23 protein-coding genes are annotated in these 25,518 nt (G+C 64.4%); 8 read left to right on the forward strand and 15 right to left on the reverse strand.

Annotated elements, in window-relative coordinates:
• Positions 1 to 270 precede the first annotated feature (270 nt).
• Positions 271 to 1,863 carry an ATP-binding protein gene (locus tag QW861_RS13435; RefSeq protein WP_316193154.1) on the forward strand — a complete coding sequence of 531 codons (1,593 nt, stop codon included), beginning with the start codon at positions 271 to 273 and terminating at the stop codon, positions 1,861 to 1,863.
• 414 nt (positions 1,864 to 2,277) lie between these two features.
• Here the strand turns inward: QW861_RS13435 and QW861_RS13440 are convergent, their stop codons facing one another.
• Together QW861_RS13440 and QW861_RS13445 are read right to left on the reverse strand one after the other, a co-directional pair.
• A complete protein-coding gene (locus QW861_RS13440; protein WP_315715219.1) occupies positions 2,278 to 3,654 on the reverse strand; it encodes an IS30 family transposase in 1,377 nt (458 codons plus the stop codon).
• A gap of 456 nt (positions 3,655 to 4,110) precedes the next feature.
• Positions 4,111 to 5,226, reverse strand: coding sequence for a PAS domain S-box protein (locus QW861_RS13445; protein WP_316173026.1), 1,116 nt, complete (start codon positions 5,224 to 5,226; stop codon positions 4,111 to 4,113).
• Positions 5,227 to 5,551: 325 nt separating this feature from the next.
• On the opposite strand from QW861_RS13445, the gene QW861_RS13450 reads away from it, so the two are divergent.
• On the forward strand, positions 5,552 to 7,231 hold the full coding sequence (locus QW861_RS13450; protein WP_316173025.1) for a PAS domain-containing methyl-accepting chemotaxis protein: 1,680 nt from the start codon (positions 5,552 to 5,554) through the stop codon (positions 7,229 to 7,231).
• Between the two features lie 45 nt (positions 7,232 to 7,276).
• Here QW861_RS13450 and QW861_RS13455 read toward each other — a convergent pair whose 3' ends face one another.
• Both QW861_RS13455 and QW861_RS13460 read right to left on the reverse strand, forming a co-directional pair.
• Positions 7,277 to 8,455 (reverse strand): cytochrome P450, encoded by a 1,179-nt coding sequence (locus QW861_RS13455; protein WP_316173024.1) that lies wholly within the window; start codon positions 8,453 to 8,455, stop codon positions 7,277 to 7,279.
• Positions 8,456 to 8,544: 89 nt separating this feature from the next.
• A complete protein-coding gene (locus QW861_RS13460) occupies positions 8,545 to 9,336 on the reverse strand; it encodes a helix-turn-helix transcriptional regulator (protein WP_315718060.1) in 792 nt (263 codons plus the stop codon).
• Between the two features lie 177 nt (positions 9,337 to 9,513).
• On the opposite strand from QW861_RS13460, the gene QW861_RS13465 reads away from it, so the two are divergent.
• On the forward strand, positions 9,514 to 10,659 hold the full coding sequence (locus tag QW861_RS13465; protein ID WP_316173023.1) for an ABC transporter substrate-binding protein: 1,146 nt from the start codon (positions 9,514 to 9,516) through the stop codon (positions 10,657 to 10,659).
• A 303-nt stretch (positions 10,660 to 10,962) separates the two neighbouring features.
• On the opposite strand, the gene QW861_RS13470 is transcribed toward QW861_RS13465, so the two are convergent.
• The 5 genes from QW861_RS13470 to QW861_RS13490 all read right to left on the reverse strand — a co-directional run bounded on the left by QW861_RS13470 (position 10,963) and on the right by QW861_RS13490 (position 15,760).
• The gene (locus QW861_RS13470; RefSeq protein WP_316173022.1) at positions 10,963 to 12,597 is read right to left on the reverse strand and encodes a GMC family oxidoreductase; all 1,635 of its coding nucleotides are present in this window, start codon (positions 12,595 to 12,597) and stop codon (positions 10,963 to 10,965) included.
• A gap of 63 nt (positions 12,598 to 12,660) precedes the next feature.
• On the reverse strand, positions 12,661 to 13,254 hold the full coding sequence (locus tag QW861_RS13475) for a GNAT family protein (RefSeq protein ID WP_316173020.1): 594 nt from the start codon (positions 13,252 to 13,254) through the stop codon (positions 12,661 to 12,663).
• A 112-nt stretch (positions 13,255 to 13,366) separates the two neighbouring features.
• Positions 13,367 to 14,293, reverse strand: coding sequence for an SMP-30/gluconolactonase/LRE family protein (locus QW861_RS13480; protein WP_316193155.1), 927 nt, complete (start codon positions 14,291 to 14,293; stop codon positions 13,367 to 13,369).
• A gap of 171 nt (positions 14,294 to 14,464) precedes the next feature.
• Positions 14,465 to 15,304: an AraC family transcriptional regulator gene (locus QW861_RS13485; protein WP_315828294.1), complete on the reverse strand. Its 840-nt coding sequence runs from the start codon at positions 15,302 to 15,304 to the stop codon at positions 14,465 to 14,467.
• A gap of 78 nt (positions 15,305 to 15,382) precedes the next feature.
• Entirely contained in the window at positions 15,383 to 15,760 is a 378-nt protein-coding gene (locus QW861_RS13490) for a hypothetical protein (protein ID WP_315718055.1), read from the reverse strand.
• Positions 15,761 to 15,894: 134 nt separating this feature from the next.
• Here QW861_RS13490 and QW861_RS13495 point away from each other — a divergent pair, with 134 nt between their 5' ends.
• Positions 15,895 to 16,167, forward strand: a complete 273-nt coding sequence (locus QW861_RS13495) for a hypothetical protein (RefSeq protein WP_315718054.1) — start codon at positions 15,895 to 15,897, stop codon at positions 16,165 to 16,167.
• Between the two features lie 23 nt (positions 16,168 to 16,190).
• On the opposite strand, the gene QW861_RS13500 is transcribed toward QW861_RS13495, so the two are convergent.
• The 3 genes from QW861_RS13500 to QW861_RS13510 form a co-directional block, all read right to left on the reverse strand.
• The gene (locus tag QW861_RS13500; RefSeq protein ID WP_315718053.1) at positions 16,191 to 16,667 is read right to left on the reverse strand and encodes an HXXEE domain-containing protein; all 477 of its coding nucleotides are present in this window, start codon (positions 16,665 to 16,667) and stop codon (positions 16,191 to 16,193) included.
• 308 nt (positions 16,668 to 16,975) lie between these two features.
• Positions 16,976 to 17,410: a cupin domain-containing protein gene (locus QW861_RS13505; RefSeq protein ID WP_315718052.1), complete on the reverse strand. Its 435-nt coding sequence runs from the start codon at positions 17,408 to 17,410 to the stop codon at positions 16,976 to 16,978.
• A 349-nt stretch (positions 17,411 to 17,759) separates the two neighbouring features.
• Complete coding sequence (locus QW861_RS13510) at positions 17,760 to 18,413, reverse strand: glutathione S-transferase family protein (protein WP_315718051.1); 654 nt, start codon at positions 18,411 to 18,413, stop codon at positions 17,760 to 17,762.
• A gap of 190 nt (positions 18,414 to 18,603) precedes the next feature.
• Between QW861_RS13510 and QW861_RS13515 the strand changes: the two genes are divergently transcribed.
• Positions 18,604 to 19,824, forward strand: coding sequence for a polyhydroxyalkanoate depolymerase (locus QW861_RS13515; RefSeq protein WP_316169159.1), 1,221 nt, complete (start codon positions 18,604 to 18,606; stop codon positions 19,822 to 19,824).
• Here the strand turns inward: QW861_RS13515 and QW861_RS13520 are convergent.
• Entirely contained in the window at positions 19,814 to 20,857 is a 1,044-nt protein-coding gene (locus QW861_RS13520) for an AraC family transcriptional regulator (protein ID WP_315718049.1), read from the reverse strand. The two genes, QW861_RS13515 and QW861_RS13520, sit on opposite strands and share 11 nt — an antisense overlap.
• Positions 20,858 to 20,988: 131 nt before the next feature.
• Between QW861_RS13520 and QW861_RS13525 the strand changes: the two genes are divergently transcribed.
• The 3 genes from QW861_RS13525 to QW861_RS13535 all read left to right on the forward strand — a co-directional run bounded on the left by QW861_RS13525 (position 20,989) and on the right by QW861_RS13535 (position 24,169).
• Positions 20,989 to 21,438 carry a cupin domain-containing protein gene (locus tag QW861_RS13525; RefSeq protein WP_315718048.1) on the forward strand — a complete coding sequence of 150 codons (450 nt, stop codon included), beginning with the start codon at positions 20,989 to 20,991 and terminating at the stop codon, positions 21,436 to 21,438.
• Positions 21,439 to 21,729: 291 nt separating this feature from the next.
• Positions 21,730 to 23,217: an NAD(P)/FAD-dependent oxidoreductase gene (locus tag QW861_RS13530; protein ID WP_316173018.1), complete on the forward strand. Its 1,488-nt coding sequence runs from the start codon at positions 21,730 to 21,732 to the stop codon at positions 23,215 to 23,217.
• A gap of 157 nt (positions 23,218 to 23,374) precedes the next feature.
• The gene (locus QW861_RS13535; protein ID WP_315718045.1) at positions 23,375 to 24,169 is read left to right on the forward strand and encodes a substrate-binding domain-containing protein; all 795 of its coding nucleotides are present in this window, start codon (positions 23,375 to 23,377) and stop codon (positions 24,167 to 24,169) included.
• 78 nt (positions 24,170 to 24,247) lie between these two features.
• On the opposite strand, the gene QW861_RS13540 is transcribed toward QW861_RS13535, so the two are convergent.
• Together QW861_RS13540 and QW861_RS13545 are read right to left on the reverse strand one after the other, a co-directional pair.
• Positions 24,248 to 25,045, reverse strand: a complete 798-nt coding sequence (locus QW861_RS13540) for a transporter substrate-binding domain-containing protein (RefSeq protein ID WP_315718044.1) — start codon at positions 25,043 to 25,045, stop codon at positions 24,248 to 24,250.
• A gap of 165 nt (positions 25,046 to 25,210) precedes the next feature.
• Positions 25,211 to 25,444 (reverse strand): hypothetical protein, encoded by a 234-nt coding sequence (locus QW861_RS13545; RefSeq protein ID WP_315718042.1) that lies wholly within the window; start codon positions 25,442 to 25,444, stop codon positions 25,211 to 25,213.
• Positions 25,445 to 25,518 lie beyond the last annotated feature (74 nt).

The following is a 25,518-nucleotide window of genomic DNA, read 5'->3' on the forward strand; positions in this document are numbered from 1 at the left end:
GTTCATTCCCCATGGTGATGACGGTGTCGAGCGGCTTAGGTCGGCGCGTTAACAACCGCGTGACCGGGCGGTAAAGGATGTGTGGCAGGCTTTTGACGCCGCGCGGCGGAGCGGCATTCGCGGCGAGGGCGCCCTGCCGCGATGCGCGTCGAAGCCGCCATTGCCCTTGCGCCGGAGACGAAAAGCTGAATGATCCGTTCGGGTTGCGACGACGACCGGCCGGGCCGCCCCCGGATTTTGGCGCGTTGCGTTGTTGAGGATGATTTGCATATGCCGACGTTGACGGTGCAAGCGGCGGGTCTGCAGGGAGCGTCGGTATGGGCATGGCTGCAGGTCGTATCCAACGGACTGATCGCCAGCGCCTTCTTCACCATCGCCTTCGTCGTCGGCACGTTCCTGCGGCGGCGCTGGCGCGACGTCATGTTCCGCGGAATCGTCGGGGCGCTTGCGACCTTCGTGGCCGTCGTCGGGGTCACCCGCCTGCTTGCGATCGTCGATCTCTGGGTACCGACCTCGACCATCACGGACATCATCAACGTCTTTCTCGGCGTCACCTCGATCGGAATCATCGTCATCATGATCAAGATGCTGCCGCAGCTTCTGGTGCTGCCGACGCGCATCACCTTGCAGAAGGCCTATGCGCAGCTCGAGGAGGAGATCCGGCAGCGCCGCGCCGCGGAAGCGATGGTGCGGCGATTCCAGGAAATCGAGGCCAACGAGGCCCAGGTCCGTCAGGCGCAGAAGATGGAGGCGATCGGCCAGCTCACCGGCGGCGTCGCGCACGACTTCAACAACATCCTGACCGTCATCACCGGGACGATCGAGATCCTTGCCGATGCGGTCAAGGACAAGCCCCAGCTCGCCGGCATCGCCGGCATGATCAGCGCCGCCGCCGAGCGCGGCGCCGATCTGACCCGGCACCTGCTCGCCTTCTCGCGCCGCCAGCCGCTGCAGCCGCGCGCCACCGACATAAATGCGCTCATCGTCGAGGCCGGCCGTCTGCTGCGGCCGACGCTCGGCGAGCAGATCGAGATCGAATCGATGCTGGCCCATGACAGCGCGCCGGCGCTGATCGATCCGAGCCAATTGTCGACCGCGATCCTCAACCTCGCGCTCAATGCGCGCGACGCGATGCCGGACGGCGGCAAGCTGACCCTGGAGACCAAGAACGTCACGCTCGACGAGCACTACGCGCAACTGAACCGCGACGCCAAGCCCGGAAGCTACGTCATGATCGCGGTCAGCGACACCGGCCAGGGCATTCCGGCTCCACTGCTCGACAAGGTGTTCGAGCCGTTCTTCACCACCAAGGACGTCGGCAAGGGATCGGGCCTCGGGCTGAGCATGGTCTACGGCTTCGTCAAACAATCGAACGGCCACGTCAAGATCTACAGCGAGGAAGGCCACGGCACGACGGTCAAGCTCTATCTGCCGCGCGCCGCCGGACTGCCGGAGACGCCGGCCGCAGAGCCCGGCCGGCCGGCGGTCGCGCGCGGCGACGAGACCATCCTGATCGTCGAGGACGATGCGCTGGTGCGCGACTACGTCGTGGCTCAGGTGCGCCGTCTCGGCTATCGCACCCTGTCGGCCAGCAATGCCGCCGATGGGCTGACAATCATCGACAGCCAGGAACGCATCGACCTGCTGTTCACCGACGTCATCATTCCCGGCGGCATGAACGGCCGGCAGCTCGCCATCGAGGCCGAGAAGCGCCGCCCCGGGCTGAAGGTGCTCTACACATCTGGCTACACCGAGAACGCGATCGTGCATCATGGCCGGCTCGATGCCGACGTGCTGCTGCTGGCGAAGCCGTATGTCAGCGCCGACCTCGCGCGCATGATCAGGACGGCGCTGGAAGCGTAAGGCGAACCGCGATGGTGGCGCCGGTCGATGTCTCGTTTGCCAGAACTCGCGCGTCACGACCGGTGTCGTCCCGGCCTTGCGCCGGGACCCATGGCCACCGGCCATGGTGGCGCAGCGAAATCGATCCACCAGCGTGCCTCACACATCTTCCTGGGGTTATGGGTCCCGGCGCAAGGCCGGGACGACGGCTGAGGTTGCGGTTGGCGCCTTCCATCACACTGTGCCCGAGACATCCCATAAGACACGACACCGCCTTCCCGCCGCCCATGAGGCGCAGGTGATGCGGCAATCATGCCCCTCCTGAAAATCGAGAGGGCGCGAGGAAGGCCGGACCTCGGCTGAGGCCCGTGGCCCGCCTGCTCAAAAGAATGCAGGCGGCAGGTACCACAGGTACAGCCGGACAGACCGGCGGGCTCAAGCGGTGGTCGCAACACCAAGTGTTTTCATTCGTGACAGCAGCTCGTCAAGCGCTTCTGCTGGAGTTTTCCATCCTAGCGTCTTTCTCGGTCGGGAATTGAGCGCTGCGGCCACGGCGGCGATCTCGTCAGCATCGTAGACGCTCAGATCGGTACCTTTCGGGAAGTACTGCCGCAGCAGGCCATTCGTGTTCTCGTTCGTGCCACGTTGCCAGGGGCTTCTTGGATCGCAGAAGTAGATCTGAAGGTCTGTATCGATCTTGAGGTCACTGTGTTGAGCCATTTCGGTCCCCTGATCCCAGGTTAGCGAGCGGCGGAGTTCTTTGGGCAAGGTGACGATGGTGCGCGTGATCGCATCGCGTACCGCTTCAGCTCCGTGTCCGGAGAGCGCAGGCCCATCCTTCGTACGTGGGCCATCGTCAAACCCCGGCAGCCGTGGAAGGTGCAGGAGCATTGTAAACCGCGTGCTGCGTTCGACCAGCGTGCCGATTGCCGAGCTGGCGGAGCCGACGATCAGATCTCCTTCCCAATGTCCCGGCACAGCTCGATCCGCGACTTCGGCCGGACGCTCACTGATCATGATCTCTGGCGATATGAAGCCTTTGCTGCGCTTCCGCGTACGCGCTCGGGGCACGCGCAGCGCACGTCCCGTTCGCAAACAGGACGACAACTCGCGTTTCAGCGCTCCTCGGCCCTGAACAAAAAGCGCCTGGTAAATGGCTTCGTGGCTGATGCGCATCGCCTCGTCATCCGGGAAGTCGATCGGTAAGCGCCGGGCAATCTGCTCGGGACTCCACGCTTTCGTCCACCCCTGATCCTGGCTAGAGCCCGCACGACCGGCCTTCCGCCGAACGCCGCCTGGAGGTGCGACAAACCCTGCAAGCCGCTCTTCAACATAAGCGCGTAAGGCGGCGTTGCTTGCAAGCTTGCTCGGCTTAGGACGCCGGGCCGATCGATCTGCATGCCACTGGGCGGCCGTCGCCCGATAGGCCATCTTGCCGCCGTGCGTGGCCGCATTGCGATCGAGTTCACGGGAGATGGTCGAGGGAGATCGATTGAGACGCCGCGCTATCTCTCGTACAGAATGGCGCTGCGCATTCAGCAGCGCAATCTCTTCGCGCTCAGAAAAAGAGAGGTGCCGTCCGGAGAGCGGCTTCGCTGAAGGTCGGAACATTGCCGGTGCCACGCCGCCCGCTTTTCGAAATAATCGGGGGCCGACAGCATCCGATAATCCAGCAGCCAGCGCAGCATTCTCGCTGTTCAACCCAGCGGCAATCCCACGCCAAAATTTCTGCTGTTCCGCACGCCCCGCAACTGGTGGGCGCCCCAATGATCCCAGCTTGCCCCGCGTTGACCGTTTCTTTCGAATGCCCATCGCAACCTCCTCATCGAGTGTTGCGACGACCAATTGAATCCGCCACCCGGCCTTCCCCGCGCAACGGTTTTAACGGTGTCCTTCGTGCTCTCCCTGGGGATCGGCTCTCTTGCCCCCATCGCCCGCGCGTGCCGCCAAGCAACGCTCGCGAGCTTGACCTCAGCGTCGAGAGGTCAGGACCACACGACTTCGCCGTCCGCGCCGGCTACGCTCGTCCAGCGCAGCCGTCACGTCCATCGCAGCCCGCCTCCACGTTCGTGACGACGCGTACGTCCCTCTGCTCGAGGCGGGATGGGCAAGACTATCGGTCTGATTTGCCCGACGACGCAAGCCGGCGCGGCTGCGGCAAACTAACTCGACGGGCATTTCGCGCATACGAAGCATGCGGAGATTGCTCGTCGGGCACATCCGGCCGGTGCTCCATCCAGACGTGATGCCGTGAAGGTCGGCTGACGATCAGCGGACGGACGGAGCAGCGGCGGCTTCACCCCGCGCCGCCAGCGGCAATGACGCCTGCCTCAGACTTTCCGACGGGGTCTCACCATAGATCTTTCGATACTCCCTGGCGAAATGCCCCGGATTGCTGAAGCCACATCGCAGGGCGATCGACGTCACCGTGTCACCCGCTTTCGCATCATACAGCATGCGGTGCGCATGTTGGATTCGCGTCAGCTTGATCTTCTCGGCCAAGGACACGCCACTCTTCGCGAAGTACTGATAGACCGTGCGGGGGCTGACGCCGTAGCGAACCGCGAGTTGCTGGATCGATATCTTCTGATCCCAGTTCGTCTCAATGTGTTCCAGGATCCTGCGAATGGGCTCCGGCACGTGGCTATCGCGATCGAGATGATCCGCGGTGACGTCGATCGTCGCGCCGACGAGATGGGTTCGTCCGTCGGACGGGCTGTAGACGGAGGTCGCCATGCCACGGACCCAGCGCACCGCACCGGCTTTGCCAAGCACCCGGTAGTCGCGCGTGTAGCCGGTTCGCTTCATGATCGCACGACGGATGACCTGCGCGAGCCCGTTCCGATCCTCGGGATGCACATGGCACAACATGTCGCGCAGCGACGATGGCGACGCCGGCGGAAAATCTCCCTTGGAATCGTCTGCATCGACGATCAGGTTGAACGTCGACAGCCCAGCGAGCTTCTCCGCGGCCGCAAGCTGTTCTTCCAGGATCCTGGTTGTCGTGATGTCCTCGACCACGGCGCAGAACCACTTCAGGCGGCCCCTGGCGTCCCTGACGGGATTGACGGTCACGCGTCCCCACACGACGCTTCCGTCCGGCCGAAGATAGCGCTTGTCGAGCTGATAGGTCGCGATCTCGCCTGCAAGCAGCTTGTCGTGCTGCAGCCGATTGCGCTCCCGGTCCTCTGGATGCGTCAGATCGACAAAGGTCAGCCCACCGGTCTTGAGCTGCTCCAGCGTGTATCCGACGATCCGGCAGCATTCGGCGTTCGCAAACCGGATATGTCCCGTTGCACTGTCGATGATCGAGATGCCGATGCCGAGGCTGTCGAGAAACACCCTCGGCACCGCGATGACTTCGGCAATGTCCTTCTCTGGCATGTCGAAGCCGATACCATCCAATCCGAATGGAGCCTAGCGCCGAGGATCATGTCGATCTTGATCTAAGGCAATCCCGGCCCTGCGACACCTGAACACGCCCCGCAGATTCACGGCCATTCCTGCACAATCAGAACATCGCTGCAGATTGCTGCCTAACCGAATCTTACTGACGAGCTGTTAGATTGAATAAAGCCCCCCGGGGATTTACGGGGATCATCGAGTTCAGGAATGATCGCAGTCAGCGCCGTCTCCGGATCACAGCAACTACCGCGTGATCACGAGGATGTGCACATCGCTGGCGTGATCGTTTGCACAGGAGACCATCATGTTTGGCCGCAAGAACAACGCCGCATCCCTGACCGCCCTGGCCGCAAACGCGATCACCGCGAAGGTGATGGTCGCTGACGACAAGCTCAACATCGTCTACATGAACGAGGCGGTACGGGCGCTGATGCGTGAGGCGGAGGCCGATCTCAAGACGCAGTTGCCGAACTTCCGCGTCGACGGCCTCATCGGCACCAACATCGACGTCTTCCACAAGGACCCGACCCACCAGCGTCGCATGCTGCAGGCCCTCGCCTCCGAGCACCGGGCCACCATCAAGATCGGCAAGTGGACGTTCGATCTGATCGCGCAGCCCTTGAAGCACCCGGACGGAAGCCGCGCCGGAACGGTCGTCGAGTGGTCCGACGCCAGCGTGCGGCTGCAGAACCTCGACTACAGCGCTCAGGTCGCGGCCATCGGCCGATCACAGGCCGTGATCGAATTCAACCTGGACGGCACCATCGTCACCGCCAACGACAATTTTCTGAATGCGCTGGGCTACAGCCTTCCGGAGATCCAGGGCAAACATCACAGCATGTTCGTTTCGCCGGAGGAGCGCAACAGTGCCGCCTATCGCGAGTTCTGGGCCGCCCTGAACCGCGGCGAATATCAGGCCGCGGAATACAAGCGAATCGGAAAGGGCGGCAAGGAGGTATGGATTCAGGCGTCCTATAATCCGGTGTTCGATCAGAACGGAAAGCCCTTCAAGGTCGTCAAGTTCGCCACCGACGTGACCGCTCAGAAGCTTCGGAATGCCGATCTCGCCGGACAGATCGCCGCCATCAGCAAATCGCAGGCCGTGATCGAGTTCGAACTGGACGGCACCATCATCGACGCCAACAACAATTTCCTGCAGGCGCTCGGCTATACGCTGTCCGAGATCAAGGGCCGCCATCATTCGATGTTCGTCGATCCGTCAGAGCGCGACGGTGCGGCCTACCGCAACTTCTGGGCCGCCCTGAACCGCGGCGAATATCAGACCGCGGAATACAAGCGGATCGGAAAGGGCGGTCGCGAGGTCTGGATTCAGGCCTCCTACAATCCAATCCTCGACCTCAACGGCAAGCCGTTCAAGGTCGTGAAATACGCCACCGACGTCACCAAGCAAGTGCTGGTGCGGATGGGCAATGAGCGAGTCCGCGGTATGATGGAGTCCGTCGCCGCGGGTGCCGAGGAATTGAACGCCTCGGTGCGCGAGATTTCCGAGGCCATGACGAAGTCCCGCGAGACCGCGATGGGGGCGGCTGACCGGGTCGCCTCCGCCGATTCGCAGGCCAAGCGCCTGAGCGAGGCGACGCAGGCGATGAGCGGCATCGTCGAGCTGATCGGCAACATCACCGGGCAGATCAACCTGCTGGCACTCAATGCCACGATCGAATCGGCGCGCGCCGGCGATGCCGGCCGCGGCTTTGCCGTGGTCGCGTCGGAGGTCAAGAATCTCGCCACGCAGGCCAAGGCCGCCACCGACAAGATCGGCGCGGAGATCGCCGGACTGAACGGGATCTCCAGCGAGGTCGTGAATGCGCTGAACGCGATCAAGGTCGAGATCCAGAACGTCAGCGAATACGTCACCTCGACCGCCGCCGCCGTCGAGGAGCAGAGCACGGTCACCGGCGAGATGTCGTCCAGCATGCAGCGCGCAGCCGCAGAGGCGCAGGCGATCGCAGCAGGCAGGGCGTAGAGGCCGCCTGAGCACGGCGCCCCCCCGCAAGGGCCGCGGCGAGGATCAATCCTGCGTCGCGTCCCAGGTCACCGGCAGATTGAGCAGGCCGCGAAAGGCCCAGCCGCCGATGCGCACCGGCTCGGTGTCACGCAGGCGCAGGTTCTTGAGCCGCGCGAACAGCGTCGGGAGCGCGACGTCGGCGATCATCGCGCGCGAGGCCCAGGCGCCCGCACAGAAATGCGGGCCTGCGCCGAAGGCGATGCTCTTGGAGACGTCGCGGCGGATGTCGAAGCGATCGGGGTCGGTGAAATGCGCCTCGTCGCGATTGGCCGAGCCGAACATCAGGAACACGCGCTCCTCCGGTTCGAAGGCGACGTCGCGAATCGTCCAGGGCTTGGCGATGCGCCGGGGCGACATGCCGATCGGCGAGATCCAGCGGGCATATTCCTCGAACACCTGGAGCCAGCGCACCTCGCCATGGATGGCCAGCGCGAGCTGCTCGGGATGCGTCAGAAGCGCCCACACCGTGCCGGCGATCGCATCGCGCGGTTCGTTCTGGCCGCCCGAGATGGCGAGCTTGATGTTGGCGCGGATGCTCTCCATCGGCATTTGCGTGGCGAGCATCACGCCAAGCAGGCTCTGGTTCGGGGTCTTCTCCAGCACCGGCAGCATGTCGTCGATGGCAGCGTCGATGCCTGATGTCGCGGCGTTGCAACGCGCCTCGACCGCGGGATCCCCGGTGTAGTTGGCGATGCCGTCGATCATTGCCTGCGACCACGCATTCATGTCCTGGAAGCGCATGTTGGTGAGGCCGGTGATCAGCTTCAGGCACTCGGCCGAGAACGGCAGCGCGAAATCGCCGACGAGATCGACATCCCTCGCCGGGTCGAGCGCATCGAGCAGCCGGTCGGCGTGGGCCTGGAACTGCGCCAGCCAGTGCACGCGCACGGCGCGCGGCGACACCGCCGGCGCGATCGCCTGGCGCTCCGCCATGTGCGCCGCGCCGTCCTTGCGCATCATGTTGTGGCCCATCAGTCGGTTCATCAGGCCCTGCGGCTGATGCGAGCTGAAGACGTCGATCTGCTTCTCGGAGACGAAGATGTCGTCGCGACGGCACAACAGCGTGCTGCCGAGCTGCGGCACGAAGGCGATCGGCGCCTCCTGGCGCATGCGCGCCAGCGCCGGATAGGGATCGGTCCAGAAGGTGGCGGTGTCGATATCGAAGCGCGGTGCTGTGCTCACTCTCGGTCTCCGGTTCTGACGGCGCAGGCTAGCCGCACGCTCCGGCAACGTCTGTCCCGGCGATGGGTGACAGCAGGCGAGCCCCTCGCTCAGTTCAGCGGCCGCGGTGTCGTCATCAGGCGGAGGGCGATCGCGAACAGCTCGTTCTGCGAGGCGATGCCGAGCTTCTCATAGGCGCGCTTGCGATAGGTGAAGACGGAGTTGAGGGCGATGCCGAGAGCCCCGGCGATCGCCTCGGAGGTGAAGCCTTCGAGGATGCGACGGCAGACGTCCTTCTCCCGCGCGGTGAGGACCGACAGCGGTCCGCCGGCGGCGAACAACGAAGCAAATCTGTCGGCCGGATCCATCGCGGCAGCGCGATCCTGGCAATGACGCGCGACGATGGCCCCCACGATCGGGGCGACCGCGGCGATGCGCTGGCGCTCGTGGGGCGCAAAACCGCCTTGGGCAGCAGTGCGATAGAAGTTCACGTAGGTGCAGTGCTCGCCGACCCAGATCGCGGTGGCGGCCTTGTCGACGATCTCGGAGTCCTCGAAGAACAGCTTCCGGTAGCCCTTCGGGTACATGCGGCGCGCGAAGTTCGGCAGCAGGATGTGGCGCGCCTCCGCGCGCTCGCGAAAGATCGTATCCCGGTTCGGATCGGCGATGTGGAAGTGCTCCGAATAGGCCGCGCCGAGGTCGGGCCCGATCGCGATGTTCCCCGTGCTGAGCAGGCAGCGCGCCGAGCGCTGGTCCTCGAAGGCGAACACCATGCAGTGGCCGACATCGGCAACGATGCGCAACGTCTCGATCAGGACTTGCGGAAATGCGGGCTGTCCGATCGCGAGCACCATCGCGCCGACGGCACCGGCCGCCTCGATGCCAGGCTCCTGAGCCTCCATGCGTTCCTCCCGGATCTCTTTGTTCGCCGAAACCTAGCAGCAACCCGCCCTGGCTGGAAGCGCCGCCCCGCGTCACCAACCACGGGGACAGACACGAGGCCGCCGGTCCGGCTACGCTCATCGGCCAAAGTCTCGGCCAGTCAACGCGCCGAGCACGCTCAACGGGGAGGATATGCGATGAGAGCCGCGCTCACGGCGATCGGAATTGCTGCAACGATGGCTTTCGGCGCGCCCGCGCGCGCCGACATCAAGGTCGGTATCGTGGTGTCCGCAACCGGGCCCGGCTCGGCGCTCGGGCAGCCGCAGATCAAGGCGGTGGCCGCGCTGCCGAAGGAGATCGACGGCGAGAAGATCGTCTACATCGCGCTCGACGACGAATCCGACAGCGTGAAGGGACTGCAGAACGCGCGCCGCCTGGTGATCCAGGACGGTGTCGACGTCATCATCGGCTCCTCGCTGACGCCGGTCACCATGCCGATGCTCGACGTCGCGCTCGAAAGCAGGACGCCGCTGCTGTCGCTGGCGGCCTCGACCGCGATCGTGCAGCCGATGGACGACAAGCGCAAATGGGCATTCAAGGTCGTGCCCAATGACGACATCATGGCCGCGGCGATGCTCAAATACATCGCCAAGACCGGGGTGAAGACGCTCGGCTTCATCGGCGTGTCCGACGGCTATGGCGAGGGCTATTATCAGGAGGTGACGAAGCTGGCGCCGAAGCTCGGGCTCACGGTGACCACGCACGAGGTCTATGCGCGCGGCGACACCAGCGTCACCGGCCAGGCGCTCAAGGTGATCGCCACCAATCCGGATGCGGTGTTCATCGCGTCCGCCGGCACGCCGGCGGTGCTGCCGCAACAGGCGCTGCGCGAGCGCGGCTATGCGGGGAGGATTTTCCAGACCCATGGCGTCGCGACGCAGGAGTTCATCAAGCTCGGCAAGGAGAATGTCGAGGGCGCGGTGTTCGCCGGCGAAGCGTTCTCGATCGCCGACGATCTGGCGCCCGAGGATCCGTTCCGCCGCGCCAACGACGCGTTCGTCTCCGCCTATCAGGCCGCCAATGGCGACAAGCCCAACATCTTCGCCGCGCATCTGTGGGACACCGCAACCCTGCTCAAGGGCGCCATTCCCGGCGCGCTGAAGGCCGCCAAGCCCGGCACGCCGGAATTCCGCGCCGCGCTGCGCGACGAACTCGAGCGCGGCAAGGATATCTATCTCAACAACGGCCTCTCCAACATGAGCCCGACCGACCACAACGGCTACGACGAACGCTCGGCGTTCCTGATCAAGGTCGAGGGCGGGAGATTCAGGCTGGTGAAGTAGTCAAGCTCGTGATCGGAAGCATAGTCTGCCGCGCAGGCGGTGCACTCCCCTCCCCCTTGCGGGGAGGGGTCGGGGGTGGGGGTCCACGAGTCCCACTGTCAATGATGTGCGATTGAACGCGCGCGAGACAGACTAAATCGTAGAGGGCGAAGTCAATGCTCACGCCGAAGCCCATCTGCCGAACGTGAGCTTGCAACTTAGTTCAGCGCCCGGGGACCCCCGACCCCTCCCCGCAAGGGGGAGGGGGGCGCACTGGTCGTGCGGCACGACACGGGCTCGAACGATAAGCGGCGACGGCCCCAACTACGCCGACAAACTCTCCGCCACCGGCGCCTTGCCCAAAATCAGGTCCGCCGCCTTGTCGCCGATCATCAAGGTCGCGGCGTTGAGGTTGGCGGAGATCATGCGCGGCATGATCGAGGCGTCGGCGACGCGCAGGCCCTCGAGACCATGGACGCGGAGCTGGTCATCGACCGTTGCCCAGGTCGAGTCCGCTGGGCCCATCCGGCAGGAGCAGCCGGGATGGAAGGTGGTGGTGGCGCGCTGCGTCGCCGCGGCCAGGAACTCGTCGTCGCTGTTCACCTTCGGTCCCGGGAAATCCTCATAGGCGTAGTACGGCGCGAGCGGGGCCGAGGCCAGCAGCCGGCGCGCCAGCTTCATGCCGGCGACGACCACGCGGCGGTCGAGCTCGGCGGTGAGATAGTTGGTCTGGATCAGCGGCGGCGCGAACGGGTCGGCGGAGCGGATGCGGACGTAGCCGCGGCTCTCCGGGCGCTGCTGCCAGGAAGCGACCGTCATGCCGGGCTCGTCCTCGAGCTGGCCCTGCACGCCCTCCTTGTAGCTCGCCGGCGTGAAGGTGAGCTGCAGGTCGGAGCGCTCCGCGGTCTCGCCGGAGTGCCAGAAGCAGTAGACCATGGTCGGCGACAGCGACAGGATGCCGCGCCGCGTCACCGCCCATTTCAGCGCCTCGCCCCATAGATTGAGGCCGCGCGCGAGCTCGTTGACGGTCTTGATGTTCTTGACACGCGCCACCGTGCGCGGCGCGTAATGGTCCTGCAGGCCCTCGCCGACGCTGTTGAGCGCATGGCGCACCTCGATGCCATGCTCCTGCAGCAGCGCGGGCGCGCCGATGCCCGAGAGCTGCAAGAGCTGCGGCGAGTTGTAGGCACCGCCGGACAGGATCACCTCTTTTCGCGCGCGCACCTCGACCGGCGCCCCACCGCGCCCGCCGCGGCTGTAACGCACGCCGACCGCGCGTTTGCCTTCCAGCACAATGCCGGTGGCATGGGCGTGGGTGCGAACCTCGACGTTCGGCCGCTTGCTGGCCGGACGCAGGAATGCGGTCGCCGACGACACGCGGCGGCCGTTCTGGATGGTGCGCTGGACGTATGAGACGCCTTCCTGGATGGCGCCGTTGTAGTCCGGGTTGCGCGGGATACCGAGCGAGACAGCGCCATCCATGAAAGCCTCGCACAGCGTGTCCTTCCACTCCATGGTGGTCACGATGAGGTTGCCGTCGCGGCCGCGATACTGGTCCTCGCCGGCGCCGATGCGCTTCTCCATGCGCTTGAAATTCGGCAGCACGTCGGAATAGCTCCAGCCGCGATTGCCCATCTGCGCCCAGGTGTCAAAATCCTGGCGCTGGCCGCGATTGTAGACATGGCCGTTGATCGAGGAGGAGCCGCCGAGCGTCTTGCCGCGCGGCGCATAGATGCTGCGCCCCGCCGTGTACGGCCCCGGCTCCTGCTGATAGCCCCAGTTGATGCTCTTCATGTAGAAGGTCTTGATGAAGCCGGCGGGCAGATGGATGTAGGGATGCCAGTCGCGCGGCCCCGCCTCCAGCACGCACACCGTGACCTCAGGGTCCTCGCTGAGGCGGCTCGCCAGCACGCAGCCGGCGGAGCCGGCGCCCACGATCACATAGTCGAAGGTATCCATCTGGTCGTTCGTCCCGGTCTCGTCATCATCAGCCGCGCGAGGCGGCAAGCGGCCATAGCGCGGTCAGCGCGGCTTGTCATTCAATTGGTAGTCGAGATGCGCCTTCACGGTCGGCCATTCGGCCGCGGTGATGCTGTAGACGACGGTATCCCGCAGCGTGCCGTTCGGCGCGATCTGGTGGCTGCGCAAAATGCCGTCCTGCTTGGCGCCGAGCCGCTCGATGGCGCGCCGGCTCTGGTGGTTGAAGAAATGGGTGCGGAACTCGACGGCGATACAGTCCATCGCCTCGAAGGCGTGCGCCAGCAGCAGCCGCTTGCACTGCGTGTTGAGCGCGCTGCGCTGCACCCGCTTCGCATACCAGGTCGAGCCGATCTCGACGCGGCGGTTGGCGGCATCGACGTTCATGTAGGTGGTCATGCCGGCGACACGGCCGTCGGCATCGAGCACCGTGAACGGAAGCATGCTTCCCGTGGCGAACAGGCCGAGCCGCCGCTCGATCTCCTTGGTCATGGTCTCGGGTTTCGGAACTGCGGTGTACCACAGCTTCCACAATTCGCCGTCACTGACGGCCTCGACCAGCGCGTCGTGATGGTCCGCCGACAGCGGCACAAGGCTCGCATGCGGGCCGCGAAGGGTGACTGGTTCAAGAAAGGGCATCAGCAGTGTCCGTCATTGCGAGGAGAGCGAGCGACGAAGCAATCCAGAGTCGCATGTGCCGCTCCGGATGGCTTCGCTGACGCTCGCGATGACGGAACTATCACGTAGAGCGTCACTTGTTCAGAAAATTCAGCGCCAGGCCCGGTCGCGGCCAGTCCATCGCCACCAGCTCACCCCTGCCCGACAGCGTGATGTAGGCCGTCTTCAGCTCGGGACCACCGAAGGCGATGTTCGTCGTGACTCGGTCACCGGTCGGCACCTGCTCTACCAGCGTGCCGTCGGGCGCGATGACGCTGATGCAGCCGGTCACCAGCGTGGCGACGCAGACATTGCCGTTCGCCTCGACCGCGAGCGAATCGAACATCTGGTAGCCTCCGAGCCCCGCGATCGGGCGGCCGCGCTCGCCGCGATAGATCACCTCGCGCGGCTTCACGGTGCCGGGCTCGGCGAGATCGTAGGCCCAGAGACGTGCGGTCGGCGTCTCCGCGATGTAGACCGTCTTCTCGTCCGGCGATAGCCCGATGCCGTTGGCCGGCAGAATGCCGTGGACGGCCTCGATGATCTCGCTCATGCCGGGCTTGAGGTAATAGAACGCGCCGACGTCCATGTCGCGGGCGCGGCGCTTGCCGAGGTCCGAGAACCACAGGCCGCCGTGACGGTCGAACACCAGATCGTTCGGCCCGCGCAGCGCGTGCTCGCCGCAGCGGCTGACGACGGTCTCGATCTTGCCGCTCTGCAGATCGACGCGCTGGATCGAGCCGCCGAGATAGTCCTCGGGCTGTGGGCCCGGCATGATCATCTTGCCGGTCGGAATCCAGGAAAAGCCGCCATTGTTGCAGATGTAGATCTTGCCGTCGGGCCCGAGGGCTGCGCCGTTCGGCCCGCCCGGAATCTGCGCCACGATCTCCTTGCGGCCGTCGGGAAACACCCGCGTCAGGCGCTTGCCGCGGATCTCGACCAGCACCACCGAGCCGTCGGGGATCACCACGGGCCCTTCCGGAAATTCCAGATCTGTGGCGAGCACGCGCATGTCGGACATCGGACGACCTCCCGCTTTCGTCGCCGCGCTGCGGCGCATGGTTGTTAGGCGTGAGTTATCGCAAAGCCGGCACGGCTTGCCAAGCAAGCGGCTGAGCGCGAGACCGCAGAGCAGCCCTGCTGAGGGAGACGCTTGCAGCGTGTCGACGCAAGTTGGTACCGCGCGCGATGTTTAGCGGATCACCGGCAGCCAGATTTCCAGGCCGCCATTGCCGGTGAGCGGGTCGAAACGCCGATCATAGCGCTCGAAGTTCGGCGCATCGGCGACCTCATAGCCCGACTGGGGCAACCAGCGATTCCAGATCGTGTGTACAGTGCGGCGGATCGACGAGACGTGGCCGGCATGGGTGAACACGGCGAACGTCGCCGCCGGAACCCGCACGCGGCTGAAGGTCCGAAGCAGGTCGGAAAAATCGGCCACCTCGACGCCGGCGATATAGTCGAAATTGCCGGCATCGTCGCCGTTGCAGCACACGCCATAAGCCACCACGCCGCGGCGCGCCGGAACCTCGTCCACGATCTCGTTGAAGCGACGCCACAAGGCCGGGATGCCGGCGCCATTGTCGACGCTGACGCGGTCGCCGAGGCCGGCGACGAGCAGCGGCTGCGCGGTGACGAAGCGTGGGGCGGCGAGATCATCGAGCGGGGTCTGGTCCATCAGGATCGGCTCCTGCAGTGCGAGGCCGTCGAGGCGCGCACGGGCGCGCACCGCTTCCGGCGTGACGCCGAACTGGTCGCGGAACGCGCGCGTGAACGCTTCGTGGGAGCCGTAGTCAGCCTCGAGCGCGAGACTGAGAATGTCGGGTGCGCCAGAGGCCAGAGCCCGTGCCGCCTCGCTGAGACGGCGCAGCCTGACATAGCGCATCACCGAGACGCCGGTCGCCGCCGCGAACGCGCGCACGATGTGGAAGCGCGACACGCCGGCGATGGCCGCGACCTCATCCAGCGTCAATGGCGCCGACAGATGGCTCTCGATGAACCAGAGCGCTTTCTGGGCCGGGTTGGTGGACACGCCTCTCTCCTGTCGAAGCGCCCGATCCTGCGCGCGGAGATCCACATGCGCTTGATCGTTGTTGCGCTGCGGGCCGTACTATTTGCCGGCCGGCTTCGCCGGCGCCGCGTCCTTGGCGGCCGGCGCATCGGCCTTCTTCCTCAGCTCGTCCGCAAGTTTCGCCTGCGACGCCTTGAGTTCGTCGATCAGGCCCTGCTGCGAGATCAGCGCAGCCTTCAGCGCCTGGATCTGCCGATTCGCCGCATCGAGCTTCTGCTGCTGATCGAGCGATTGCTTGGTCATCGTCTTCTGCAGGAAATCGATATTGCTCTGCAGACATGATGTCCGTCGATCCATCGCCTTTTCTGCAGTGCAGATTTCGATGCCCGGAATATCCTGCGCATGTCCGGCAGAACTCACACCTGTCGCGAGCGCGCTCGCGGCAAAGATGATTCGCGCGGCAATGAATTTTCGCATCACAATTTTCTCATTGGCTTGCCCAACACATGATTTTGCGTGGAACTGACGGAGTTTCCTGATTGATACCATACTGAGACCTCAATCGCGCATTGAAGTTCCGGCTGGGACCCGTTTTTAGGGAGATGGACAGAATGGCTACGCGCGAAAAACGGCTGGCGCAATTCGACGGCAGCGGTGAGCCGCCGCCCGGACAGACGGTCGAGGTGCTGTGCGAGGATCACAGCGGCACCTATCAACTGCCGTTCCCCTGCTTCTACATTGATGGCAAATGGCACAACAAGGAATCCGGCGGCGCGCTCGAAGCCACCGTCATCGGCTGGCGGTTCCCGCGCGCGCGATTTGACGAGCGCAATGGACGCCGTCCGCAGCCGAGCTTCGTTGCCGATCGCGCTTCGTCTTATTGATCATGCCGGGCCCTGAGTTCTGCTCAGGGCCGGTCTTGCCGAAAATATGGTTTTGAACGCAGATTGAGCATCACGACCGGATAGGCCATCAGCAGCGAGCCGGCGACGATCGCGAGGGCAGCCGTTCCAACGTCGAGCACACCGTCACCCCACGCTCGCCGCCACATCGCAATTGCAATCGGAAAGAACAGAATCAGCGCCGTCGCCAGCCCCGGCGAGAATCTGCCTCCGCTGCGCAGGAACGGCAGGATGTGGAAGAAGACGGCGTTGATGATCATCAGCGCCGCGTAGGTGAGCGCGGCCGGCGGCCACGTCTCGGCAAGCTCTGCCTGCACCGCGCCGAGCACGACCACCAGCGCGTTCGTCACGTAGAAGTCGCTCCACTCGACCGGCAGCTTCATCACCGTCCGCGCCCAATTGCGCCAATCGAACGTGTATTCCTCGAGAATATGCGCGCCGTAGGCCGCGAGCGCGAGCCAAGCCAATGTGGTCAATGTCATGATCGATGCTCCCCTCGCGGGTGATGGACCGGCGCCAGACCGGTCGCAAGGGGCAATGTAGAGCACCAAGGCGCGAGACGGGCAGCGCGCGTGCCGTGTTTCAAAATGCGACGGCGCTTCCTTGCAGTCTTAATCCTTGGAACGCTGCTGGAACGAATCGCGTCCGAATCGGATGCCGCATCTGGTGCGCGATCTGTTCACGCTAGATGTCGGACACATCGGAGACGACCCACCACATCGTGAGAGGAAGCCTCCGGCCGCTTGCCGCAACCGGATGCCAAAGACTAACGGAGAGGCAGATCTGGCGCTCAGGTCCAGGGCGTGACCGGCGGCACGTTGTCGGTCGCCGGCGGCATCTCGACCGTCTTGAAGTCGGCCGGGCTGACGATCTCCATATATTCCATGTCAGGGGAATAATCGTAGAGGTAGTGCACGATGCCGGGACGCTGGTGCACGACGTCGCCGGCCTTCACCAGGGTCGGCTTGTCCTCGTACATGAAGCGGGCCCAGCCCTTCATCATGATGACGATCTGGAAATCGCAATCATGGCGATGCCAACCTGTGCCATCCACCGGCGGACAATCCGGATTGGCCTTGACGAGGTGGCAGATCACCTGGCCGCCGGTGGCGTCGGCGATGCCGAGATCGCGGTACAGGAAGAAGTCGCGCAACCCACCGCCCTTGTAGTCGGTGTCCTCGGGCTTCACGTGCGAGAACTTGGTCACCACTGCATGCTGGTTCATGACGGCCTCCACCGGTTGATCGCGACATCGGCGACCGTTGCGGCCCATCGATCGGCCACAGCGGCCACCACGTCCGAAAGCGGATTGTGCCATGCGAAAGCCACGCCACGCTCTGTCTGCAACGCAGAGATCGGTAGGCCAGGGCGGCATCGCGAGCCGAACTGATTGCCAACAACCGGGTTTTGGCCGACGCCACACGGCAATGGTGACGTGCTGACAGCTCGCGCCACGCGCCGAGAAGACGCAAATCCGGCTTCAAATTGAGCAGCCGCTGCCCGCGGCGTGAGCCGTTCTCGCTGGAGCCGCGGCTGCAAAGGGCCGCGGGCACGCGCCGCTGACGGCAGAACACCTAGTACTCGACCTCCAGCTCCTCGATCTCCTCGGGCTCGGCCTTGGCGGCCTCGATCCATTGCTGCATCTCCGGCATCGCCATGATCAGGTCGGCATAGGCCCTGAGCCGCGGCTCGAGCTTCACGTCATAAGTCACGAAGCGCGTCACCACCGGCGCATACATCGCATCCGCCATGCCACGCTGGCCGAACAGAAATGGGCCGCCGGATATGTCCAGGCAGTCGCGCCAGATCGCCCAGATGCGATCGATGTCGGCCTGCGCCCGCGTCCAGACCTTGAAGCCCGGAAAGTGGCCCTTGAGATTGACCGGCAGCGACGCCCGCAGGGTCGTGAAGCCAGAATGGATCTCGCCCGAAATCGAGCGGCAATGCGCGCGCTGGATGCGGTCGGCTGGCAGCAGGCCCGCCTCCGGAAAGGTCTCGTTGAGATACTCGCCGATCGCCAGCGTATCCCAGATCGTCGCACCATCGTGGCGCAGGCACGGCACCAGGATCGAGGACGACAGCAGCAGGATCTCGGCGCGAGCCGATGCGTCGTCCGGACCGACGATCACCTCGTCAAAATCCAGTCCGGCAAACCTGGCGAGCAGCCAGCCGCGCAGCGACCACGACGAGTAATTCTTGCTGCTGATGGTCAACGTCGCTTTGGCCATGTCGCCCTACCCTCTTGCCGCATTGTCGTTTGTCGTTCGCCCATCGTGCCGCTCGTGCGACCGGCATCATGCGCGGAGCCGGATACGTCGGAGATATCATCGAGCAAGCGACATGCCAGTTTTTCAGGCAAGACTCGGCCGTTCTGGCTCCGATATTGCATACAGCAATGCATGTAATGGATCGGACGCGATGGCGCTGCTGTACCAAGCCTATCAGAACCACATGGACCTGACCGAGCCGTGGCGCCAGAGCGCGGCAGCCGCCATGCGCTATCTCAACCTGATCCCATCAGGGCTATCCAGCCGCGCCATGCGGCGTCTGTCCGCCGCGCTCGAGCTGATCTCCCGCTCAGCCTTGACCTACGCCCGCCCGGCGTATGGCATCGATAGCGTAATGGTCGGCAACCGCGAACTCGCCGTCACCGAAGAGGTCACGTTCAAGACGCCGTTCGGCTCGCTCCTGCACTTCAAGAAGGACGCTGCGCCGGAGCAGCCCAAGGTGCTGCTTGTCGCGCCAATGTCCGGCCATTTCGCCACCCTGCTGCGCGGCACCGTGAAGACGCTACTGCAGGATCACGACGTATATATCACAGACTGGCACAATCCGCGAGACATCCCGCGCGATCACGGCCGCTTCGGTCTGGAAGATTACACCGATCATCTCATCAGTTTTCTCAGCCAGCTCGGTCCGCGGCCGCACATGGTCGCGATCTGCCAACCGTCGGTGTCGGCACTCGCGGCCACCGCCGTGATGTGCGAGGACGACCATCCGTCGCGCCCCGCCACCTTGACCTTGATGGCCGGACCGATCGACACGCGGATCCAGCCGACCAAGGTCAACGAGTTCGCCAAGAGCAAGCCGATCGACTGGTTCGAGGACAATCTGATCCACTACGTGCCCTTTCAATGCAGGGGCGCCTTCCGAAAGGTCTATCCGGGCTTCGTGCAGCTCACGGCCTTCGTCTCGATGAATCTCGAGCGCCACGTCAAGCAGCACATGGATCTCGCCAACCATCTCGCCAAAGGCGAGGTCGAGAAGGCCGAAACGATCAAGACCTTCTACGACGAGTACTTCGCGGTGATGGATCTGCCGGCGGAGTTCTACATCGAGACGGTGCGCGACGTTTTCCAAGAGCATCTGCTGCCGCAAGGCAGACTGATGCATCGCGGCCGTCCCGTCGACCCGAAGGCAGTCCGGCGCATCGGCCTGATGACGGTCGAGGGCGAGCGTGACGACATCTGCTCGATCGGCCAGACGCTCTCGGCGCAGGACATCTGCACCAATGTGCGCGCCTATCGCCGCGTCCATCACATGCAGGCCGGCGTCGGCCATTACGGCGTGTTCAGCGGCAAGAAGTGGAATAACGAGATCTATCCGCTGCTGCGGGATTTCGTGCACGTCAATTCGTGAAGCGACCGCGCTGCACGCGTTGCAGCGTGGCCGACGGCGCCTCCCCGAACTTGTTGCGATAGGCCCCCGCCATCCGCCCGAGATGGGTGAAGCCAAGGTCGAAGGCGATGTCGATGATCCGCGCCTCCGGTGGAGCCGCCATCAATTGCGCATTGAGCCGCGCCAGCCGGATGTCGAGCAGCATGTCGGAGATCGACATCCCGAAATGGCGGCGAAAGCCGCCCTGCAGCGCCCGGATCCCCACGCCTGACGACGCCGCAAGTTGCGCCAGATCGAGCGGTTCGGCTGCGTGCGCTGCCAGAAGATCACGCGCCCGGCGGACGGCCTGCGGCAATGTCTCGACCCGGCCGGAATGCAGCCTGATCGCTTCCGCCAGGCCATTGCCGGGCTGCTCGAACAGAATGTCCAGCAGCGTCTCGCGCCAATTGGCTGCCGCAACCGGTGGCAGGCCGCGCCCACCGCCGAGACGCTCGGCGAGGTCCGCGAGCCCGAGCATGTGAGCCCGGAGCCGCGAGCCAGGACATCCCGACAACGCGATTGCGGGATCGAATTCGATCGGTTGCACCGCGCGCCCGGACAGCGCTGCTGCGCGCTGTTCCACGAGACGGCGGTCGAGCAACAGGATCAACTGAGCGCAAGCGTCCCAGACCATCCGCGTGGGCAATGTCGGCGACAGCAGTGATGCCGCATGGTCTGGCGCCGTCGCGACCTCGCCGGCCCCGGCAAAGACCCGCGCGGTCCCCGCCAGCGGGAGCTGCAGCAGAAAGAAGCGGTCGAGACAGCCCGGATCGATGGTTACCGCACCGCCATAGGCGACGTAGTTGATGGAAAAGCCATCGAATGCCGCGCAATTATGCAGAGCGAGGAAATCGCGCGCAGTATCCGCCTCCGGTTGCAGCCCATGCGGACAGAAGATGCGGCCTATTTGTTCAGCCGCCTCATCGACATCGTGCGTTGCAACACGGCCATAGGCTGTAAGCCGCGGCACAGCCGGAGACTTCCAACTACGATCAGCGGCTGCATCTGCAGTCATGGCCTACGTCGCCCGTCGAGATCGTTTGAAACCTATAATAATTAGCAACTGACGTCGAGGGATTCGTTTTCTGGATAGACTCGGCGTCGCCCCGGCTTGATCCTCCCACGCGTGCAGCAAGGAGATCCGCCATGATCACACTCGAAAAAGGCATCACGCGCGCAGGTACCGGCTATGCCGGCAAGACCTGGAATATCCTGGGTCAGCTCTATTATCCGAAAGCCGTCACCGACTCCACGTTCGCCTTCGAGACCAACAGCGAGCCCGGGCAGTTCGTGCCGGTTCACGTTCATCCCACCCAGGACGAGTTCATCCTGGTGCAGGAAGGCGTCCTCGACCTCAAGCTCGACGGCGTCTGGGTCAAGGCGAATGCCGGCGACCTCGTGCGCATGCCGCGCGGCATTCCGCATGGCTACTTCAACAAATCCGACAAGCCGGCGCGCGCGCTGTTCTGGGTCTCCCCGATGCAGAAGCTGGAAGCGCTGTTCAACATGCTCGACAATCTCGCCGACCCAGCCGAAGTGGTGCGGATCTCGGCGGAACACGAGGTCGACTTCCTGCCCCCGGAGGCCAACGACTAGGCGGCAGCGCGGGCCCCAGCGGGCGCCCCCGCCCTTTTGTTGCGGTACGAACGGCGCGCGATCATCGCTATCGGCTCCGTGCGCCTGCGGCATGAGCAGCGGCTGCGCTCGAACGAGATGCGATCGGCGAGATCCTTCTCGCCCTGATTTCGATGCTGCCCCATCCGTCGGCATCGCACGCCTCGGTCGCGCCGGGCGACCTTCGTCACCATCAAACTCTCGCGGGCTTCTGCAGCGCGGCGGGCGAATGCCGCCCGAACGCGGCTGCGCGCTCGACAACAAGGAGGTCCCATGATCAGCCGAAAGAATGTCTGTGTGATCGGCGCCGGCGTCTCCGGCCTGGCTGCAGCCAAAGCATTCACCGCCCGCGGGCACGACGTCACCATCGTCGAGCGGAGCGTCGATCTCGGCGGCGTCTGGGAGCCCGCGCGGTCCTATCCCGACGTGCAGACGCAGAGCCCCAAGGAGCTCTATCGCTACACCGACAAGGCGATGCCGGATCACTACCCCGAATGGCCGAAGGGACCGCAGGTCCATGCCTATCTTGCCGACTACGCGAAATCCCACGACCTCATCCGCCTGATGCGGTTGAACACGACCGTGCTTGCGATGCAGCGCCGCAGTGACGGCAAGCCTGGATGGAGCCTCGACCTCAAAACAGGAGACCGGACGCGCCGGGAGGATTTCGATTTCGTCGCCGTCTGCACCGGTCAGTTCAACGAGCCGCAGACGTTGTCGCTTGGCGGCGAAGATCAATTCGCGGCCGCCGGCGGCTTGATCCTGCATTCCTCGAAATACAACGATGCCGCGCTCACGAAGGGGCGCGACGTGGTGGTCCTCGGCGGCTCGAAATCGGCAACCGACATCGCGGTCAACGCCGTGCGCTCCGGCGCGCGCTCGGTCACGATCGTGCTTCGTGAAGCGGTGTGGCGCATTCCCTACTTCATCGGCGGTCTGATCAACTTCAAGCGCATCCTCTATATCCGCGCCCAGGAGCAGATGTTCCCAAGCTGGGGCATGGGCCCGCTCTCGCGCCTTGCCCATCTGCTGGCCAAGCCGCTCGTCTGGGCCAATTGGCGCGGCCTGGAAAGCCTGCTCAAGATGCAGTTGAAGCTCGCCAAATGCAACATGGTGCCGAAGGGCAGGATCGAGGACGGCGTGAACTGCTCAGTCCCGATCGCGACGCCCGACTTCTTCCCGATGGTCGCAGACGGCCGGATCAAGGCCGTCTACGGCACCTTCGGCCATTACGAGCCGAACACCATCGTGACCAGCGGCGGCGAACGAATTCCGGCCGACGTCGCGATCCTCGCCATCGGCTACAAGCTCGGGGTCCCGTTTCTGTCGGATGCCGACCGCGCCAGACTGGTCGATCCGGACGGGCAGTACCGGCTCTATCGGCTGATCGCCAATCCCGATCTTCCCGACATGGGATTCGTCGGCTTCAATTCGAGCTTCTGCACCGTGCTCTGTGCGGACATGGCCGCCAACTGGCTGGTGCGGTATGCCGACAAACAGCTGGCGCATCAACCGAGCGAGCGCGAGATGCGCGACAACATCGAGATGATGCTGCATTTCAAGCGGATCGAGCGCCCTGCCGCGGGCGTGTATGGCGGACTTTGCGTCGCGCCCTATCACTTCAAGCATTTCGATGAACTGCTTGCCGACATCGGCGCTCAGCGCCGACGGCGCAATCCATTGGCCGAGATGTTCACGCCGCCCGATGCGGACGCGTATAACGACTTTCTCGCATCCGCGCCGGCCTATCAGGCCGGCTGAGGTGGCGGCGAACAGTCTCGCCGCGCTGCAGACACAGTGACGCCGCAAGCGCGACGCATTGCAGAGGGATGGCCGGCCCTGTGGAGCGCTGGCCTTCCCGACACAGTCGGGCTATCCAAGGCGCCCCGGCCTCCAGCCGTTCGCCTCGGAGCCTGCCATGATCCTCTCGACCCATCTCCGCACCATCGGTCTCGCCGCTTCGGCCGCGTTCCTCCTGACCACCGCGGCCCAAGCCGCAGAAGTCCACGTCATGATCTCCGGCGGCATGACCGCTGCGTTCAAATCCCTGGTGCCGGAATTCGAGCGGCGCTCGGGTCACAAGGTCACGATTGCCTACGGCCCGTCGATGGGAACAACCACGAATGCGATTCCCGTTCGCCTCGAGCGCGGCGAACCGGCCGATGTCCTCATCATGGTGGGCTACGCGCTCAGCGATCTCACCACCAAGGGCAAGGTGACGCCGGATAGCCGCGCGGACCTCGCCAACTCGCCGATCGGCGTCGCGGTCAAGTCGGGGACGCCGCATCCCGATATTTCGAACGCGGAAGCCGTGAGACGCATGCTGATCGCCGCCAAGACCATCGCCTATTCGGACAGCGCGAGCGGCGTCTACGTCTCCACCGAGATGTTCGACAAGCTTGGCATCAAGGACGAGATGAAAGGCAAGGCGCGGATGATTCCGGCCACTCCCGTCGGCGAGATCGTCGCCCAGGGCGAAGCGGAGATCGGCTTTCAGCAGATCAGCGAGCTCAAGCCGGTGAAGGGCATCGACATCGTCGGGCCGCTGCCGGCCGGACTGCAGAAGATCACCGTGTTCTCCGCCGGCATCGCTACGGCCGCCAAGGAGCCGGAGGCCGGCGAGGCGCTCATCAAGTTCCTACAATCACCGGACGCGCGTCACGTCATCGCGGAAAGCGGCCTCGATCCGATCGTGAGGCGGGCGCCGAACTGAGATGAAAGCGTGCCGGCTGAGACGATGGCTCTCCCCGCCGGGTGGCGTAGGAGAGTCCGCCAAGCAGCGTCGGTGCGCTCACTGGGTGAGCAAAGTCGACTCGCTCAGATTGTTGGCGCCGTAGGCCTTCTTGAGCAGACCGTTCGCCTTGGAATCCGTCATGAACTTGGTGACGAAGGCCAGCGATTGCGGATGCTTCAGCGGCACCGCGACCGCGGTGTCCGTCTTCTTGAAGGTCTCGGCGAGCACCTTGGTGCCGGAAATCTGCTTGGCGATGAGATTCAATTGATCGCGCGCCAGTGCGAGCGCGTCGATCTCGCCGGCGCTGAGCAGCGCATAGACTTCCTCGTAGGATTTGAAGCCGGTGACGGTCGCCTTCTTCAGGAAAGCCTTGGCACCGCGCAGCACGGTCGTGTCGTTGATGGCCGCAACCTCGGTGCCGGCCTGGTCCAGCGCGGCGATGTTGGCGACGTCGAGACCGGCGCGGATGATGAAGGTGGTTTCGACCGAATCGTAGACCGGACCGAACGAGACCTTGGTTTCGCGCTCCGCGTCCTTCGGCATGAAGGCCACATCCCAGACGCCCCGAGCAGCTTCATCGGTGATCGCATTGGAATTCGGATGCTCGACGAACTCGACGGGCACACCGACCTGCGCGGCCATGGCCTTGCCGAGTTCGACCGGAACGCCTGAATAGCCGCTGTCCGACTTGACGCACCAGAACGCACCGCCGGCGGGGCCAACGGCAATGGCGACACGAAGCTTGCCGGTCGGCGCGATTTCTTCCTTCAAGCCGGCTGCGCCGGCGGCGTTGCCAGCAAACGTGACTACCGCAGCTGCCAGGGCTGCGTCACGCAGCCAGCGCCAAAACGCCATGGCCCTCTCCCATTGGATTGCAAGTTGGATACGAGCCGCACCTTGCCGGGAGCACCGTTAAATACAGCTTACCTCGCTTACGCAAAGCAGCATGCGACGCGCAAAACTTGCGCGTCGCAATTACGGTTTCAAATAACTCGATACCGAAAACCGATTAAGCGTCGCTTAAACGCAGCGCCGAACCGCGACGCCATTGACGATGACCGTGCGGCACGCCGCAGCCGCCACCGGCGGCTTGCGAACCACCACGGCGCCCGCCGCACCGGCGCAGCCGGCCCGCACGACGCCCCGAGCGCAGACCACGGCGTTGGCATCCGACATCGACACGAACGGCATCGCCGCCAGGATGAACAATCCGCACAGCGTGGAAATAATGGCACGTGAGACAATGGCGCTCATCTTCAAACTCCTGATCATGATCTGATTGGTCAAATATCCACCCCGTCGCGACCTTGCCTGGGACTTCCCCGCCC

This window comes from Bradyrhizobium sp. SZCCHNRI1029 (assembly GCF_032487555.1).
Taxonomy (GTDB): Bacteria; Pseudomonadota; Alphaproteobacteria; order Rhizobiales; family Xanthobacteraceae; genus Bradyrhizobium.

What these genes read in the sequence shown, in the direction of transcription:
- QW861_RS13495 (WP_315718054.1), top strand. Translation starts at nt 15,895, where the DNA reads ATGGCTACGCGCGAAAAACGGCTGGCGCAATTCGACGGCAGCGGTGAG.
- QW861_RS13480 (WP_316193155.1), bottom strand. Translation starts at nt 14,293, where the DNA reads ATGTCCGACATGCGCGTGCTCGCCACAGATCTGGAATTTCCGGAAGGG.
- QW861_RS13490 (WP_315718055.1), bottom strand. Translation starts at nt 15,760, where the DNA reads ATGCGAAAATTCATTGCCGCGCGAATCATCTTTGCCGCGAGCGCGCTC.
- QW861_RS13530 (WP_316173018.1), top strand. Translation starts at nt 21,730, where the DNA reads ATGATCAGCCGAAAGAATGTCTGTGTGATCGGCGCCGGCGTCTCCGGC.
- QW861_RS13465 (WP_316173023.1), top strand. Translation starts at nt 9,514, where the DNA reads ATGAGAGCCGCGCTCACGGCGATCGGAATTGCTGCAACGATGGCTTTC.
- QW861_RS13545 (WP_315718042.1), bottom strand. Translation starts at nt 25,444, where the DNA reads ATGAGCGCCATTGTCTCACGTGCCATTATTTCCACGCTGTGCGGATTG.
- QW861_RS13440 (WP_315715219.1), bottom strand. Translation starts at nt 3,654, where the DNA reads ATGGGCATTCGAAAGAAACGGTCAACGCGGGGCAAGCTGGGATCATTG.
- QW861_RS13505 (WP_315718052.1), bottom strand. Translation starts at nt 17,410, where the DNA reads ATGAACCAGCATGCAGTGGTGACCAAGTTCTCGCACGTGAAGCCCGAG.
- QW861_RS13520 (WP_315718049.1), bottom strand. Translation starts at nt 20,857, where the DNA reads ATGACTGCAGATGCAGCCGCTGATCGTAGTTGGAAGTCTCCGGCTGTG.
- QW861_RS13435 (WP_316193154.1), top strand. Translation starts at nt 271, where the DNA reads ATGCCGACGTTGACGGTGCAAGCGGCGGGTCTGCAGGGAGCGTCGGTA.
- QW861_RS13475 (WP_316173020.1), bottom strand. Translation starts at nt 13,254, where the DNA reads ATGCCCTTTCTTGAACCAGTCACCCTTCGCGGCCCGCATGCGAGCCTT.
- QW861_RS13470 (WP_316173022.1), bottom strand. Translation starts at nt 12,597, where the DNA reads ATGGATACCTTCGACTATGTGATCGTGGGCGCCGGCTCCGCCGGCTGC.
- QW861_RS13500 (WP_315718053.1), bottom strand. Translation starts at nt 16,667, where the DNA reads ATGACATTGACCACATTGGCTTGGCTCGCGCTCGCGGCCTACGGCGCG.
- QW861_RS13510 (WP_315718051.1), bottom strand. Translation starts at nt 18,413, where the DNA reads ATGGCCAAAGCGACGTTGACCATCAGCAGCAAGAATTACTCGTCGTGG.
- QW861_RS13515 (WP_316169159.1), top strand. Translation starts at nt 18,604, where the DNA reads ATGGCGCTGCTGTACCAAGCCTATCAGAACCACATGGACCTGACCGAG.
- QW861_RS13450 (WP_316173025.1), top strand. Translation starts at nt 5,552, where the DNA reads ATGTTTGGCCGCAAGAACAACGCCGCATCCCTGACCGCCCTGGCCGCA.
- QW861_RS13445 (WP_316173026.1), bottom strand. Translation starts at nt 5,226, where the DNA reads ATGCCAGAGAAGGACATTGCCGAAGTCATCGCGGTGCCGAGGGTGTTT.
- QW861_RS13525 (WP_315718048.1), top strand. Translation starts at nt 20,989, where the DNA reads ATGATCACACTCGAAAAAGGCATCACGCGCGCAGGTACCGGCTATGCC.
- QW861_RS13460 (WP_315718060.1), bottom strand. Translation starts at nt 9,336, where the DNA reads ATGGAGGCTCAGGAGCCTGGCATCGAGGCGGCCGGTGCCGTCGGCGCG.
- QW861_RS13540 (WP_315718044.1), bottom strand. Translation starts at nt 25,045, where the DNA reads ATGGCGTTTTGGCGCTGGCTGCGTGACGCAGCCCTGGCAGCTGCGGTA.
- QW861_RS13535 (WP_315718045.1), top strand. Translation starts at nt 23,375, where the DNA reads ATGATCCTCTCGACCCATCTCCGCACCATCGGTCTCGCCGCTTCGGCC.